This is a genomic window from Cupriavidus sp. UYPR2.512, assembly GCF_000379565.1.
GTDB lineage: Bacteria > Pseudomonadota > Gammaproteobacteria > Burkholderiales > Burkholderiaceae > Cupriavidus.
Window position 1 is genome coordinate 361,155 of record NZ_KB902852.1, and the last position, 13,391, is coordinate 374,545.

The 13,391-nt window shown below is 67.8% G+C and carries 12 protein-coding genes; 4 read left to right on the plus strand and 8 right to left on the minus strand.

Annotated elements, in window-relative coordinates:
* Positions 1 to 3 precede the first annotated feature (3 nt).
* The 8 genes from A3A5_RS0101595 to A3A5_RS0101630 form a co-directional block, all read right to left on the minus strand.
* Positions 4 to 1,185, minus strand: coding sequence for a hypothetical protein (locus tag A3A5_RS0101595; protein WP_018308916.1), 1,182 nt, complete (start codon positions 1,183 to 1,185; stop codon positions 4 to 6).
* The gene (locus tag A3A5_RS0101600; protein WP_018308917.1) at positions 1,182 to 1,820 is read right to left on the minus strand and encodes a DUF4255 domain-containing protein; all 639 of its coding nucleotides are present in this window, start codon (positions 1,818 to 1,820) and stop codon (positions 1,182 to 1,184) included. The genes A3A5_RS0101595 and A3A5_RS0101600 overlap by 4 nt, the downstream gene beginning before the upstream one ends.
* Positions 1,821 to 1,823: 3 nt before the next feature.
* Positions 1,824 to 2,108, minus strand: coding sequence for a hypothetical protein (locus A3A5_RS40155; RefSeq protein ID WP_018308918.1), 285 nt, complete (start codon positions 2,106 to 2,108; stop codon positions 1,824 to 1,826).
* 287 nt (positions 2,109 to 2,395) lie between these two features.
* Positions 2,396 to 3,247: an EamA family transporter gene (locus A3A5_RS0101610; RefSeq protein WP_018308919.1), complete on the minus strand. Its 852-nt coding sequence runs from the start codon at positions 3,245 to 3,247 to the stop codon at positions 2,396 to 2,398.
* A 118-nt stretch (positions 3,248 to 3,365) separates the two neighbouring features.
* Positions 3,366 to 4,499 carry a 2-aminoethylphosphonate--pyruvate transaminase gene (locus tag A3A5_RS0101615; RefSeq protein WP_018308920.1) on the minus strand — a complete coding sequence of 378 codons (1,134 nt, stop codon included), beginning with the start codon at positions 4,497 to 4,499 and terminating at the stop codon, positions 3,366 to 3,368.
* 39 nt (positions 4,500 to 4,538) lie between these two features.
* A complete protein-coding gene (locus tag A3A5_RS0101620; protein ID WP_018308921.1) occupies positions 4,539 to 6,353 on the minus strand; it encodes a putative 2-aminoethylphosphonate ABC transporter permease subunit in 1,815 nt (604 codons plus the stop codon).
* On the minus strand, positions 6,344 to 7,480 hold the full coding sequence (locus A3A5_RS0101625) for a putative 2-aminoethylphosphonate ABC transporter ATP-binding protein (protein ID WP_018308922.1): 1,137 nt from the start codon (positions 7,478 to 7,480) through the stop codon (positions 6,344 to 6,346). Before A3A5_RS0101625 ends, A3A5_RS0101620 begins: the two co-directional genes overlap by 10 nt.
* A gap of 84 nt (positions 7,481 to 7,564) precedes the next feature.
* On the minus strand, positions 7,565 to 8,599 hold the full coding sequence (locus A3A5_RS0101630) for a putative 2-aminoethylphosphonate ABC transporter substrate-binding protein (protein ID WP_018308923.1): 1,035 nt from the start codon (positions 8,597 to 8,599) through the stop codon (positions 7,565 to 7,567).
* Between the two features lie 264 nt (positions 8,600 to 8,863).
* Between A3A5_RS0101630 and A3A5_RS0101635 the strand changes: the two genes are divergently transcribed.
* The 4 genes from A3A5_RS0101635 (at position 8,864) to A3A5_RS0101650 (ending at position 13,318) form a co-directional block, all read left to right on the plus strand.
* Complete coding sequence (locus tag A3A5_RS0101635; protein WP_018308924.1) at positions 8,864 to 9,574, plus strand: phosphonate utilization associated transcriptional regulator; 711 nt, start codon at positions 8,864 to 8,866, stop codon at positions 9,572 to 9,574.
* A 60-nt stretch (positions 9,575 to 9,634) separates the two neighbouring features.
* Positions 9,635 to 10,897 carry a phosphonoacetate hydrolase gene (gene phnA / locus A3A5_RS0101640; protein ID WP_018308925.1) on the plus strand — a complete coding sequence of 421 codons (1,263 nt, stop codon included), beginning with the start codon at positions 9,635 to 9,637 and terminating at the stop codon, positions 10,895 to 10,897.
* A 43-nt stretch (positions 10,898 to 10,940) separates the two neighbouring features.
* The gene (gene phnY / locus A3A5_RS0101645; protein WP_018308926.1) at positions 10,941 to 12,404 is read left to right on the plus strand and encodes a phosphonoacetaldehyde dehydrogenase; all 1,464 of its coding nucleotides are present in this window, start codon (positions 10,941 to 10,943) and stop codon (positions 12,402 to 12,404) included.
* 158 nt (positions 12,405 to 12,562) lie between these two features.
* Positions 12,563 to 13,318 carry a DeoR/GlpR family DNA-binding transcription regulator gene (locus tag A3A5_RS0101650; RefSeq protein WP_018308927.1) on the plus strand — a complete coding sequence of 252 codons (756 nt, stop codon included), beginning with the start codon at positions 12,563 to 12,565 and terminating at the stop codon, positions 13,316 to 13,318.
* The last annotated feature ends 73 nt before the right edge of the window (positions 13,319 to 13,391 follow it).

The window sequence follows — 13,391 nt, forward strand, 5'->3', positions numbered from 1 at the left end:
ACGTCATTCGAAGGCCACCGTCAGGACCTGCTCGGCCAGCCCGTAGTCGGGCTCGATGGTGAGCCGCAGCGGTTGCGGCGGCGCGGGGTGGGTGGCGCGCAGCCGGAACAGGGCCAGCCGCGAGATGCGCGGCAGGCGGAAGTAGCCGTCGGCATCGGCGCTCGCGGCGTAGCGCGCGATCCGCTGGAATTCGGGCGGGCCGACCCCGTCGTCCACCTGCACCAGTGACAGCGCGGCCCACGGCGCGGCAGCGGTCAGGAAAGCGCAGGGATCGCCCGGCTGGGCCGCGCGCGACAGATTGCGCGGGTCGTGCGTAGCAGGGATGCTCGCCGGCACCACCCGTGCCAGCCGCCGGTGCAGGTGCTTGAGCGGATGGTCGAGCTCGATCCATGCGGGCTGATCGGCCGACAGGCTGGTATCGACGGCATGGATGCCGATCACTTCGCCGCGCGCGGCATCGTCGGCATCGATCCGCAGCGGCATGCCTGCGACCAGCGTGCCGCGGTTGTCCAGCCGCAGCCGGCGCGTGCCGGGCGCTGCGGTCAGCAGCAGGCGCTTTGCCTGCGGCAGGTCGTCGACCACGTCGCAGCGCGACAGCGTTGCCGTGGCATGGCTGCCATAGAAGCCGGGCGACAGCGCCACCACGTCGGCCGGCTCCATCACCGCGGCGGGCATCACGTTGGGCGGCGGGTAGGTCGGCCAGAGGCCATCGATCTCGACCGTGGCGCCCGCCAGTGGCAGGTTCTGCGGTGTGCCACGCTGCACCACGCGGCCCTTGAATGCCACCCCCGTGCGGTGCAGGAACACGTCGCCGTGGTCGAGCGCGGCGAAGTTCTCGGGAAAGCCGCCAAACGGCCCGAGCGTGCCGTCGAGGTCGAGCGGCAGGTAGCCGCGCGCGGTCACGTGCATGGGAACCGCCGCGGCGGCCAGCGCGAGCCCGGGGAACAGGCTCTCGGGCCGGCCGGCCAGCCCGATCATGCCGTCGCGCCCGATGCGCGGCGCCACGTGCAGGGCCAGGCGCAGGTCGGGGGTGGCGACGACGTCTGCGGTCACCGGCCCCAGCGAGATCTCGTCCACCAGCCGCGCCTGTACCAGCGCGCGCAGCCGGGCGCCCGGCACCTGCAGCGGGTCGGGGCACAGGTGCCAACTGGCGGCGCCGACATGTTCCGGGCGGCAGTCCATCATGCCGGCTCCTGCAGGCTGGCCGTGCCGTGCTCGGATAGCACCGAGTCCACCGGCGTGACTTGCTCCGCATCGTTGCCCGACGCGATCGGCACGATGCTCATGTCGAACGACACGCACAGCTGGTAAGGCTTGTCGAGCGCGTCCCAGACCCGGGTGATTTCTTCCAGCGACAGCGGCTCGAGCCGCATGAAGAACTCCAGCCCGGAGCCGGCCAGGGTGCCGGCCAGGCGCGCGCCGCTGAGGCTGGCGTCGTCGTGGAAGAGCTGCAGGATCTTGCCAAGGATCAGGTGTTCCAGGTCGGTCGCGTCGTCGCGCTCGTCGGCGACCTGGGGCGTGACCAGGAAATGGAGGCGCAGCGGCAGCGGGCGGCGCTCGAGGCGGTCGGCGGCACTGCGGCGCGGCGGACGGTTGAGCGTGAATTCCTCGCGCTGGACCAGGTAGAGCCACAGCGACAGGCCTTCGCGGTCGCGCTCCTCCAGCTCCTGCGGCGTGTCCAGCGAGACGATCATGGTGCCGATCGCATCCGGCATCGGATCGGCCGGGTCGAAGTAGGGCGAAAGGTCGGGGTCGTCGCGCAGCGCCTGCTCGATATGGCGGCGCAGGCTCTGGCAGGCATCACGTATCGCTGTCTTCATCGCTCAGTGCTCGTTCTGCTGCTCGCTGTCATGGTCCGGGCCGCCGGCGGCGCTGTACAGGAACTCGCCCGAGGGCAGGCGCCGCGCCTGCAGCACGCCGCCGCGCACCAGCGCTTCCAGCGCCCGCAACACCGCCGCGGGGTCGGCCTGAGGCCCTGCCGGCAGCCACCAGCGGGTGATGCCGATACAGGTGTCGGCCGCCCTGGGGTAGCGGCGCACATACCCGGCGACCTGCATCGCAACGGCGGCGGCGCGGGGGTCAAGGCCTGAGACCGAGGTGTCGACCATATCGGAAGCCGTCGCGGGTAGGGCTGGGTGCTGGGTTCAGGGTCTGTTGCGCAACAACCGGGCCAGGGCGGCGAAGCGTTGTGGCAGGCCGCGCCGCGCCGGACAAGGGCAAGGGGATGGGGCGCCACGGTCCCGGCGCCGGAGACGGAAGACGCGCAGAATCAGGGACTTGCGCGTGCGCGCCGGATGGGGGGCGCGGGTCCCGGGGTGCGGCAGCCATGCCCCGGTGCGCCGACGTGGGGAAGGGCGGCCGGCAACGCCGGCCGGATCAGGTGGATGAGGTGGGCCTAGCGCGCCAGCTGCAGCGTCAGGATCCCCGCCAGCACCAGCGCCGTGGCAATCAGCCGCCGCCGGTCAAAGGGCTCGCGCAGCAGGAAGTGCCCGAGCAGCGCGGCAAAGATCACGCTGGATTCACGCAGTGCCGCCAGCTTGGTGACCGGTGCCATCGTCATTGCCCACAGCATCAGGGCATACGACCCGACCCGATTGATGCCGCCGATCCAGGCCCGCTTCCATTCCGTGCGCATCAGCGTGACCAGCGCGGTGCCGCGCCGGCTGAAGGCGTAGGTCGGCATGAAGATGTGCGACATCGCCTGCAGCCAGACGATGTAGGTGAAGACCTCGCCGTAACGCTTGACCGCGGTGCCGTCGATCACGGTGCCGCCCGCCAGGCAGGCCCCGGCCAGCAGCGCAAAGCCGAGCAGGTCGGGCGCTTGCCGGCGCCACCGCACCAGGCTGACCAGCCCGCAGCAGATCAGCGCGATGCCGGCATAGCCGCCTGGCCCCAGCCGCTCGCTGCCGGCCAGCAACAGCAGGATGGCCACCATCATCGGCGCCGAGCCGCGCATCAGCGGATAGGCCTGGCTGAAGTCGCCGCGGTTGTAAGCGGCTACCAGCGACAGCTTGTAGCCGACCTCCAGCGCCACGGTGGCCAGCAGGAAGGGCCACACCTGCGGCGCGGGCAGCGGCACCAGGAACAGAAAGGGCAGGGCGACCAGCAGGCAGAAGGTGTCGATCAGCGCCATCGACGAGAGGCGGTCGCCGCCGATCTTGACGATGGCGTTCCACGACGCATGCATCAGCGCGGACAGCATCACGGCGGCAAAGGCCAAGCCGTGGAAATCTGGGGGGAGCGACATTAAGGGGTGGGTGGTTCTTGTGGTCTGGTCTTCGGACGTATTCGCGAACCCGCTGGTTTGCTCCCCTCTCCCGCTTGCGGGAGAGGGGAGCCTGCTGCGGGCGTTGGAGGAAAATGGCCTACGCCGCCTCGGCCAGAGGCGCCTGCGCCTTGATCCCCATCTCGCGCAGCACCTCGCCGATCGCCGTCACCACGTTGCGCATCTCGTTGTCGTCGATCGCACCAATGCAGCCCACGCGGAAGGTCTCCATCTGCGTCAGCTTGCCCGGATACAGGATGTAGCCGCGCTCGCGCACCTTGGCGTAGAAGGTCTTGAAGTCATAGCGCGCGTCGGCCGGCGCATGGAAGGTGACGATGATCGGCGCCTGCACCGCCGCCGGCAGGAAGGCGCGGAAGCCGAGTGTGGCCATGCCCTGCACCAGCGCGTCGCAGTTCCTGTGGTAGCGCGCGCCGCGCACCGGCTGGCCGCCTTCTTCCAGGAACTGGTCGAGCGCGGTGCGGAAGGCCGCCACCACATGCGTGGGCGGCGTGAAGCGCCACTGCGTGGTCTTCTGCATGTAGACGTACTGGTCGTACAGGTCCAGCGCCAGCGAGTGGCTGTTGCCCTGGCTGGCTTCCAGCACGTCCTTCTTCACCAGCACGAAGCCCATGCCCGGCACGCCCTCGATGCACTTGCCGGTGGCGGCCACCAGCGCATCGAACGGCATGGTGCGGGCGTCGATCTCGATCGCGCCGAACGAGCTCATGGCATCGACGATCAGCCCCTTGCCCAGCCGCTGGCACAGCGCGGCGATGTCCTGCAGCGGGTTGAGTACGCCGGCGCCCGTCTCGCAGTGCACCTGCGCCACGTGCGTGATTGACGGGTCGCGCCGGATGGCGTCTTCAATCAGCGCGGCGGTGGCGGGCTGGTCTTCGGGGATCGGCAGTTCCACGCAGGCGCGGCCCAGCACCTTGCAGATCTTGAGGATGCGCTGGCAATAGGCGCCGTTCTGCGGCACCAGCACCTTGCCGTCGCGCGGCACCACGTTGGCGATGGCGGCTTCCACCGAGAAGGTGCCGCTGCCCTGCATCGGCACGCACACATGGGTGCCTTCGCCGTGGACGATGCGCACGAGGTCGTCGCACAGGCTGCGCGTGATGGTGTTGAAGGCGGCGTCCCACGAACCCCAGTCGCGCAGCATGGCCTGCTTGGTCGCGAGCGAGGTGGTCAGGGGGCCGGGGGTCAGAAGGATCGGGTCGTTGCCGCGAATCATGGTGAGCTCCTGATTGGGAAGGCGTGGAAAAAGGGAAGGTCAGTCGTTGCCCTGGCGCCAGGCCTGGGTCTTGCGATCGAGCACGCGTTGCAGCAGGTAATAGAGCAGGCAGGCGAAGGCCGAGGTCAGCACCACCAGCGTTGCCATTGCAGCCGCGGGGCCGATGTCGCCGGACTCATCCAGGTTGACGATCTCGACCGAGGCCAGCTTGGTGTCGGCGCCGTACAGGAACACCACCGCCGAAACCGTGGTCATCGCATTGATGAAGAGGTAGCGCGAGATCTCCAGGGTGGCGGGCAGGCAGGCCGGCACCGTGACCTTGAAGAAGGTCTTGTAGAACGGCACCTTGAGCGACGCGGACACGGCCTCGAACTCGCTGTCAAGTTGCTTGAGCGCGGTCACGGCGGTCAGGTGGCAGGACGCGTAATAGTGGACGATGGTCACCAGCACCAGGATCCCCAGCGTCTGGTACAGCCCGTGCATCGGGTTGGCCTGCGGCACGAAAAAGAAGATGTAGCCCAGGCCCAGCACCAGCCCCGGCACGCCCATCGGCAGCACCGCCATCAGCCGCACAAAGCTGCGCAGCCAGTCCATGCCGCGGGTCTTCTCCAGCAGGTAGGCGGTGGCAAAGATGAACACCGGGCCGATCAGCGCGGCCAGGCCCGCCATGCGCAGGCTGTTCAGGTAGGAATCGACCACGCCGCCCTCGACCAGCCCCACGCGGTAGTGGTTCAGCGACAGCGAGAAGTTGTACGGCCACAGCTTGACGAAGGACGCATAGACCGCCATGCCCATCACCGCCAGCATCAGCGCGGCCATCAGCCAGCAGAACACCGCCATGGCCAGGTCGTAGCGGGGGCTGCGGCGCGGCACGTAGGGCACCGAGCGCGCCGACATCAGCGCCATCTGGCGGCGCTGCACGCGCGCATCGACATAGTAGGTGACGGCTACCGGCACCAGCAGCATCAGCGACACCACCGCGCCCTGCGAGAAGTCCTGCATGCCGATCACCAGCTTGTAGATGTCGGTGGCCAGCATATGGAAGTTGCCGCCGATCACCTTGGGAATGCCGAAGTCAGAGATCGCATAGGTGAACACCACCATCGCCGCGCTGACCAGGCCGTAGCGCGCGCCCGGCACGGTGATGGTGAAGAACTTGCGCACGGTCGAGGTGCCCAGCGCATCGGCCGCCTCATACAGCCGCGCGTCGGTCAGCGACAGGGCAGTGATCAGGATCATCAGCGCATGCGGGAAGGTGGCGAACACCAGCGAGGCCACGATGCCCAGCGGCCCGTAGATCTGCGTGCTGCCCATCCAGGGCTTGAACAGCCCCTGGTTGCCGAACCAGAAGATGAAGGAGATCGCCGCCAGCAGCGATGGCGCCAGCAGCGGGATCAGCGCGAGGTTGCGCAGCAGGCCCTTGCAGGCGATGCGGCTGCGCGTCAGCGCATAGGCAAAGCTGAACGCCAGCGGCACCGTGATGCAGGTGGCCAGGGCAGAGACCCACAGGCTGTTCCACACCGAGCGCAGCAGCGCGGGCGACTCAAAGTACGCGCGGAAGTGCGCGATGCCGGCCAGGCTGCCGTCGCGGTTCTGGACGCTCTTGGCCAGGATCATCACGATCGGCGCCAACACGAAGCACGCAAGCGCCAGCGCGGCCAGCGCCAGCAGCACATGGGCGAGACGGTCGGTCCAGTGCGCGCGCACGGAAGTGGTGACCAGCGCCGGCGGCGCGGGCTGCGCGCCAGGGTTGGCAGGCCCGGCCGGCGCGCTGGTGGCGGGGGCGGGGACGGTATCGGTGGCCGGCATGGTGGCAGACGTATTGGCCGGCGCCGCAGTGAGGCTCATGCGCATGCGTGACGGAAGATGCGGATACGGTCAGCGGGTATGGCCAGGCGCAGCCGGTCGCCGGTGTGCGGGCGCAGCTCGTGCAGGTCATTGAGGGAGAGGTCGGCATAAAGAGCACCCCCCGGGGCACCCCCCGGCGCGCCTGCGGCGGCGTCGGGCAGGCGCAGCGTCAGCCGCGAGAACGCGCCGAGGAACTCGATCTTGTCCACGGTGGCCTCCAGCACGTTGGGGCCATGCTGTTCGATGCCGCGCACGCATACGTCTTCGGGGCGGAAGAACACCTGCACGTCCTCGTCGGCGCAACAGCCCGGGGGCGCGGCGCAGCGCATGCGCACGCCGCCCAGGTGCAGCTCGCCGTCGCCGCAGACGCGCGCGCCCAGCATATTGGTCTTGCCGACGAAGTCCGCGGCGAACGGCGTGGCCGGGCGCTGGTAGATCTGCGCCGGCGTGCCCACCTGCTCGATCGCGCCCTGGTTCATCACCACGATGCGGTCGGCCATCGACAGCGCCTCTTCCTGGTCGTGCGTGACCAGGATGGTGGTGATGTTCAGCCGCTGCTGCAGCGCACGGATCTCGCTGCGCAGCCGTACCCGCACGCGCGCATCGAGCGCGGACAGCGGCTCATCCAGCAACAGCAGGCCGGGCGAGGTGGCCAGCGCGCGCGCAATCGCCACGCGCTGCTGCTGGCCGCCGGAAAGCTGCGCCGGGTACTGGTTGCCGCGCTCGGGCAGTCCTACCAGCGTCAGCAGCTCAGCCACGCGGGCGCGGCGCTGGTCGCGCGGCATGCGGCGGTTGACCAGGCCGTAGGCCACGTTGTCTGCCACCGTCAGGTTGGGGAACAGCGCATAAGACTGGAACACGATGCCGTAGTCCCGCTCCATCGGCGGCAGCGTGGAGATGTCGCGCCCGCCCTGGTGGATGGTGCCGGCGCTCTGCGATTCCAGCCCGGCGATGATGCGCAGCAGCGTGGTCTTGCCGCAGCCCGACGGGCCCAGGAAGCACAGCAGCTCGCCCTGGCGCACGTCCAGGTCGATGTTGTGGAGTGCCACGAAGGTGCCGCTGCTGCTGCCGAAGCGCTTGTGGATGCCTTTCAGGCTGAGGTAGGTCTCGGCCGTGGATGGGGAGGTCTGCATGGCGTGGGGCCCGGTGTGTTCTGTTGGGGGACCCGGCGTCCTCTGCCCCCGGGGGGGGGCGAGGGCGCCGGTACAGGACGGCGCTCAGGGCTGCTTCTCCGACTTGCTGGCATAGCGCTTCTGCCACTCGGTCAGGACGCGCTCGCGGTTCTTGGCGATATAGCTGAAGTCGTTCTTGACCAGCATCTGCTCGTAGTTGGCCGGAATGGTCTCGACCTTCCTCGCCACGCCTGGATAGGCGACGATGGCCCAGTCCCTGGCGAACAGCTGGTTGGCTTCCTTGCTGGCCAGCCAGTCCATATAGCGCTGCGCGGCCTCCATCTTTTTTGTGCCCTTGACGATGCCGGCGGCCTCGATGTCGTAGCCCAGGCCCTCCTTGGGGAAGATCATCTCGATGGGCGCGCCCGAGGCCAGCGTCTTGTGCGCGCGCAGTTCGAACGAAATGCCGATCGGGAACTCACCCGAGCCGGCCTGCTTGCATGGCTTTGAGCCGGAATGCGTGTATTGCGCGATGTTGTCGTGCAGCGCGTCCATGTACTTCCAGCCATCCTGCTCGCCATAGAGCTGCAGCCAGGCGGTCACGTCCAGGAAGCCGGTGCCGGAAGAGGCCGGGTTGGGCATCACGATGGTGCCCTTGTCGATGGGCTTGGCCAGGTCCTTCCAGGTCTCGGGGCGCGGCAGGTTGCGCTTCTTGGCTTCGATGGTGTTGAAGCAGATGGTGGCGCCCCAGACGTCGAGCCCCACCCAGGACGGCGGCGTGGCCTTGTCGCTGTAGTCGCGCGTCAGTTTCTCGAAGCCCTTGGGCGGATAGGGCGCCAGCATCCCTTCCTGCTTGAGCAGTTCCAGGCTGGACGCCGCCAGCCCGGCGATCACGTCGGCCTGCGGGTTGCCTTTTTCGGCCAGCGCCTTGGCGGTGATGACACCGGTGGAATCGCGCACGTACTTCAGTTCGATATCGGGCGCCACCTTGGCAAAGCCCTCGGCGTACGGCTTGAGGGTCTCGATCTCCCACGCCGTGTAGACGGTGAGGGTGGTCTTCTGGGCCAGCGCCGTACCGGAGGCAGCTAGCGCAAGCAGGGTGGCGGCGGCGCGCAGGGTGGATGTGAAGGACGGTTGCATGGGGACTCCTTCTGGCATTGTAGGTGGAGATATGTGTCGATTTGGTGAATATGTTGCATTGCCACGGGGCGTGCCGCACAACATTGAATCACCGTTAAACCCTTGTGCTACAACACTTTCAAGACATATGCCGGGTTTCTTGCGCTCCGTACGTCACCATCTGCGCCACACCGATGTCTAGATTGTTGACAATATACAAACCGCTTGCTTTAATGGCAACAAGGATTTTCGATATTGCTCAATCCGTCACAAACGGGAGTTTTCATGTCAGGCCAAGCGCCACTGGCGAGCGAAATCACCATCTTGCAGAGCCAATCCCTGGCCACCCTGGTGCAGCGCGAACTGGAACTGCGGATCATGTCGGGCGACCTGCCCCCCGGCGCCAAGCTCAATGAGATCGAGGTGGCAGGGCAGCTCAATGTGTCGCGCGGACCGGTGCGGGAAGCCTTCCGGGCGCTGGAGCAGGCTGGCCTGCTGCGCACCGAGAAGAACCGCGGTGTGTTCGTGCGTGCCATCTCGGTGGAAGAAGCCGATGAGATCTATGAGCTGCGAGCCGTGCTGGATGAGTTCATCGGCCGGCAGCTGGCCGCCCGCATCACGCCCGAGAGCCTGCGCGAACTGCGTGCGCTGGTGGAGTCGCTGGGTGCCGCCAGCCAGGCGCGCGATGTCGATGAATACACGCGGCTGAACCTGGCGTTCCATGACCGCATGGTCGAACTGGCCGGCAACCGCAAGCTGCTGGATACCTACCGGCGCCTGGTCAAGGAGCTGACGCTGTTCCGGCGCGAAGCGCTGTCCGGCAGCCACGCCGCCATGCCCGATTCCATCCGCGAGCACCGCGCTATCGTCTCGGCGATTGCCGCGCGCGACGGCGAACTGGCCGCGCGCCTGATGCGCGAGCACGTCGAGCGCGGCCGCGCCCGCATGCATGCCGCGGTGGACCCGGCCAGCGCCGACAACGGTGCTGCCGCCTGAATCCGACCGAATCCATTGAAGCTACCGACCCCGATCGCGCCTACGCACAGGAACCTCGCCATGCCCGACACCAATGCCCGCACCATTACCGTCAACCAGCGCACCTACCGCTGGATGCAGCAGCCCGTCGTGGTGGTCTGCGTCGACGGCTGCGAGTTCGACTACCTGGAAGCCGCCGCCGCCAGCGGCCGCGCGCCCTACCTGAAGCGGCTGCTGGAAGCCGGCTCCGCCTTCCGCGGCGCCTGCGTGGTGCCGACCTTCACCAACCCCAACAACCTGTCCATCGTCTGCGGCGCGCCGCCCGCGGTGCACGGCATCTGCGGCAACTACTTCTTTGACCGCAGCGCCAACGGCGGGCGCGGCGAGGAAGTGATGATGAACGACCCCAAGTACCTGCGCGCCGGCACCATCCTGGCCGCGTTTGCCGATGCCGGGGCCAGCGTCGCAGTGGTGACCGCCAAGGACAAGCTGCGCCGCCTGCTGGGCCACGGCATGCAGGGCATCTGCTTCTCGTCGGAGAAGGCCGACCAGGCCACGGTGGCAGAGAACGGCATCGACGGCGTGCTCGAGCTGGTCGGCATGCCGGTGCCTGACGTGTACAGCGCGGAGTTGTCGGAGTTCGTCTTCGCCGCCGGCGTGCGCCTGATGCAAACGCGCCGCCCGGACCTGATGTACCTGTCCACCACTGACTATATCCAGCACAAGTTCGCGCCCGGCTCGGACGGCGCCAACGCCTTCTACGCCATGATGGACAAATACCTGGCGCAACTGGACGCGCTCGGCTGCGTGGTCGCGCTGACCGCCGACCACGGCATGAACGCCAAGCACGACGACGCCACCAAGGCGCCCAACGTGATCTACCTGCAGGACCACCTGGACGCATGGCTGGGCCGCGGCGTGGAAGACGGCGGCGCGCGCGTGATCCTGCCGATCACCGATCCCTACGTGGTCCACCACGGCGCGCTCGGATCCTACGCCACCATCTATCTGCCCGACGATGCCGACCCGGCCGCGATCAAGGCCCGGCTGTCCGACCTGCAGGGCGTGGAAAGCGTGCTGACCAACGCCGAGGCCTGCGCGCGCTTCGAACTGCCGCCTGACCGCGTCGGCGACCTGGTGGTGACGAGCGACAAGCATGTGGTGCTGGGCACCAGCCGCAGCCGCCACGACCTGTCCGGGCTGGACGCGCCGCTGCGCTCGCACGGCGGCGTGTCGGAGCAGACCGTGCCGCTGGTATTCAACCGTGCCACGGCCGGCATTCCCGGCAAGGCCCTGCTGCGCAACTTCGACATCTTCGATGTCGCGCTGAACCATCTGCACTGAGTGCATTGGAGCCGTACCGAACTGTATTGACCGGAGGAGACTCATGAACGCCCCCCAATCCCCCGCTGGCGCCGTCAGCCCCCATTTCCGCGCCGAGGCCCTGCGCATCGACGGCCAGAAGATCGTGCGCGAGCGCGTGATCGAAGTGCGCAACCCGTATGACGGCGCGCTGGTGGGCACCGTGCCCAAGGCCACGCTGGACGACGTGCGCCGTGCCTTCGAAGTGGGCCAGGCCTACCGCTCCACGCTGACGCGCTACGAGCGCGCCGCCATCCTGAACCGCGCCGCCGCGCTGCTGCGCGAGCGCACTGAGGAAGCGTCGGACCTGATCACGCTGGAATCCGGCCTGTCCAAGAAGGATTCGCTGTATGAGATCGGCCGCGTCGCCGACGTGCTTGGCTTTGCCGCCACCGAGGCGCTGCGCGACGATGGCCAGTTGTTCTCGTGCGACCTGACCCCCCACGGCAAGAAGCGCCGCGTGATGACCCAGCGCGAGCCGCTGCTGGGCGTGATCTGCGCCATCACGCCGTTCAACCACCCGATGAACCAGGTGGCGCACAAGGTGGCGCCGTCGATCGCCACCAACAACTGCATGGTGCTCAAGCCGTCGGAAAAGGTGCCGTTGTCGGCGTTCTACCTGGCCGACCTGCTGTATGAAGCCGGCCTGCCGCCGCAGATGCTGCAGGTGATCACCGGCGACCCGCGCGAGATCGCCGACGAGCTGATCACGCACCCCGCCGTGGACCTGGTGACCTTTACCGGCGGGGTGGCGATCGGCAAGTACATTGCCAGCAAGGCCGGCTACAAGCGCGTGGTGCTGGAGCTGGGCGGCAACGATCCGCTGATCGTGCTGGACGACGCCGACCTGGACCGCGCCTCGGACCTGGCGGTGCAGGGCTCGTACAAGAACTCCGGCCAGCGCTGCACCGCGGTCAAGCGCATGCTGGTGCACCAAGCCGTGGCCGCGCGCTTTACCGAACTGGTGGTGGAGAAGACCCGCGCGTGGAAATACGGCGACCCGATGGACCGCGGCGTCGACATGGGCACCGTGATCGACGAGCAGGCCGCGCAGCTGTTCGAGGCACGCGTCAATGAGGCAGTGGCGCAGGGTGCGCGGCTGCTGGTGGGCAACCAGCGCAACGGCGCCAGCTATTCGCCCACGGTGCTGGACCGCGTGGACCCGTCGATGACCGTGGTGCGCGAGGAAACCTTCGGGCCGGTTTCGCCGATCATCACCTTCCGCGACGTGGACGATGCCATCCGGATTTCCAACGGCACCGCGTTCGGGCTGTCCTCTGGCGTCTGCACCAACCGTATCGAGGATTTCACGAAGATCGCCAATTCACTGCAGGTGGGCACGGTCAACCTGTGGGAAGTGCCGGGCTACCGTATTGAGCTGACGCCGTTCGGGGGGATCAAGGATTCGGGGCTGGGCTATAAGGAAGGGGTGCAGGAGGCGGCCAAGAGCTTTACCAATTTGAAGACGATTACGCTGCCGTGGGGGTGAAGGACTGAGGACATTGCACCTACCGCCGGTTTGCTCCCCTCTCCCGCTTGCGGGAGAGGGAGCGTGCAAGCGGTTGTTCATGGGGCATGGCGCCTTGGCACGCCAAGGAATGGCTGCGCTAGAATCAGCCCCCATCCCCTGACGCTCCCGGAGTCACCGTGCTCGCCGAACAACGGCAGAAATACATCCTCGACCAGCTGTCCGCCACCGGCGCGCTGGCCATCAGCGAACTGGTGACCGAGCTCGATGTCTCGCGCGAGACCATCCGGCGCGACCTGAACGCGCTGGCGGCACGTGGCCTGCTGGTGCTGACCCACGGCGGCGCGCTGGCCTCGGACCGCACCGAGCCTGATACCCAGACCCGCGCCGCAGTCAATGCCGAAGGCAAGCGCGCCATCGGCGTGCGCGCGGCGGAACTGGTGCGCGACGGCGCTTCGCTGATCCTGGACTACGGCACTACCACCCACGCGGTGGCGCAGGCGCTGCATGGCCACCACAACCTGCTGGTCTACACCAACGACCTTGCCATCGCCCAGCTGCTGGGCCGGCGCAACGGCAACCGGGTGATCGTGCTGGGCGGGGAGCTGCAGGACAACGAAGACGCCACACACGGCTGGGACACCATCGAACAGCTGTCGCGCTACCACACCGACTTTGCCTTTGTCGGCATCGGCGGCGTCACGCCGCGCGGCGAGATCTGCGACTTCTCCCGCGCCGCGGCGGAGCTGCGCAGCCGCATGCTGCTGGCCGCCGACGTGGCCTGCGTGGTCGCCGACCACACCAAGTTCGGCCGCAATACCGGGGTCAACATCAAGCATGGCGAACAGGCTGCCTGGCTGATCACGGACATGGCGCCGGAGCCGGAACTGGCGGCGGCGCTCAAGGAGCGGGGCGCCAGGCTGCTCATCGCCTGAAGGCCGGGAAGCCCACTCGCTGGACCCAACGCTGTCCGCTGATCGAACGGAAAACCCTGTCGCCTGCAATAAA

What these genes read in the sequence shown, in the direction of transcription:
- A3A5_RS0101595 (WP_018308916.1), bottom strand. Translation starts at nt 1,185, where the DNA reads ATGATGGACTGCCGCCCGGAACATGTCGGCGCCGCCAGTTGGCACCTG.
- A3A5_RS0101600 (WP_018308917.1), bottom strand. Translation starts at nt 1,820, where the DNA reads ATGAAGACAGCGATACGTGATGCCTGCCAGAGCCTGCGCCGCCATATC.
- A3A5_RS40155 (WP_018308918.1), bottom strand. Translation starts at nt 2,108, where the DNA reads ATGGTCGACACCTCGGTCTCAGGCCTTGACCCCCGCGCCGCCGCCGTT.
- A3A5_RS0101610 (WP_018308919.1), bottom strand. Translation starts at nt 3,247, where the DNA reads ATGTCGCTCCCCCCAGATTTCCACGGCTTGGCCTTTGCCGCCGTGATG.
- A3A5_RS0101615 (WP_018308920.1), bottom strand. Translation starts at nt 4,499, where the DNA reads ATGATTCGCGGCAACGACCCGATCCTTCTGACCCCCGGCCCCCTGACC.
- A3A5_RS0101620 (WP_018308921.1), bottom strand. Translation starts at nt 6,353, where the DNA reads ATGCGCATGAGCCTCACTGCGGCGCCGGCCAATACGTCTGCCACCATG.
- A3A5_RS0101625 (WP_018308922.1), bottom strand. Translation starts at nt 7,480, where the DNA reads ATGCAGACCTCCCCATCCACGGCCGAGACCTACCTCAGCCTGAAAGGC.
- A3A5_RS0101630 (WP_018308923.1), bottom strand. Translation starts at nt 8,599, where the DNA reads ATGCAACCGTCCTTCACATCCACCCTGCGCGCCGCCGCCACCCTGCTT.
- A3A5_RS0101635 (WP_018308924.1), top strand. Translation starts at nt 8,864, where the DNA reads ATGTCAGGCCAAGCGCCACTGGCGAGCGAAATCACCATCTTGCAGAGC.
- phnA (WP_018308925.1), top strand. Translation starts at nt 9,635, where the DNA reads ATGCCCGACACCAATGCCCGCACCATTACCGTCAACCAGCGCACCTAC.
- phnY (WP_018308926.1), top strand. Translation starts at nt 10,941, where the DNA reads ATGAACGCCCCCCAATCCCCCGCTGGCGCCGTCAGCCCCCATTTCCGC.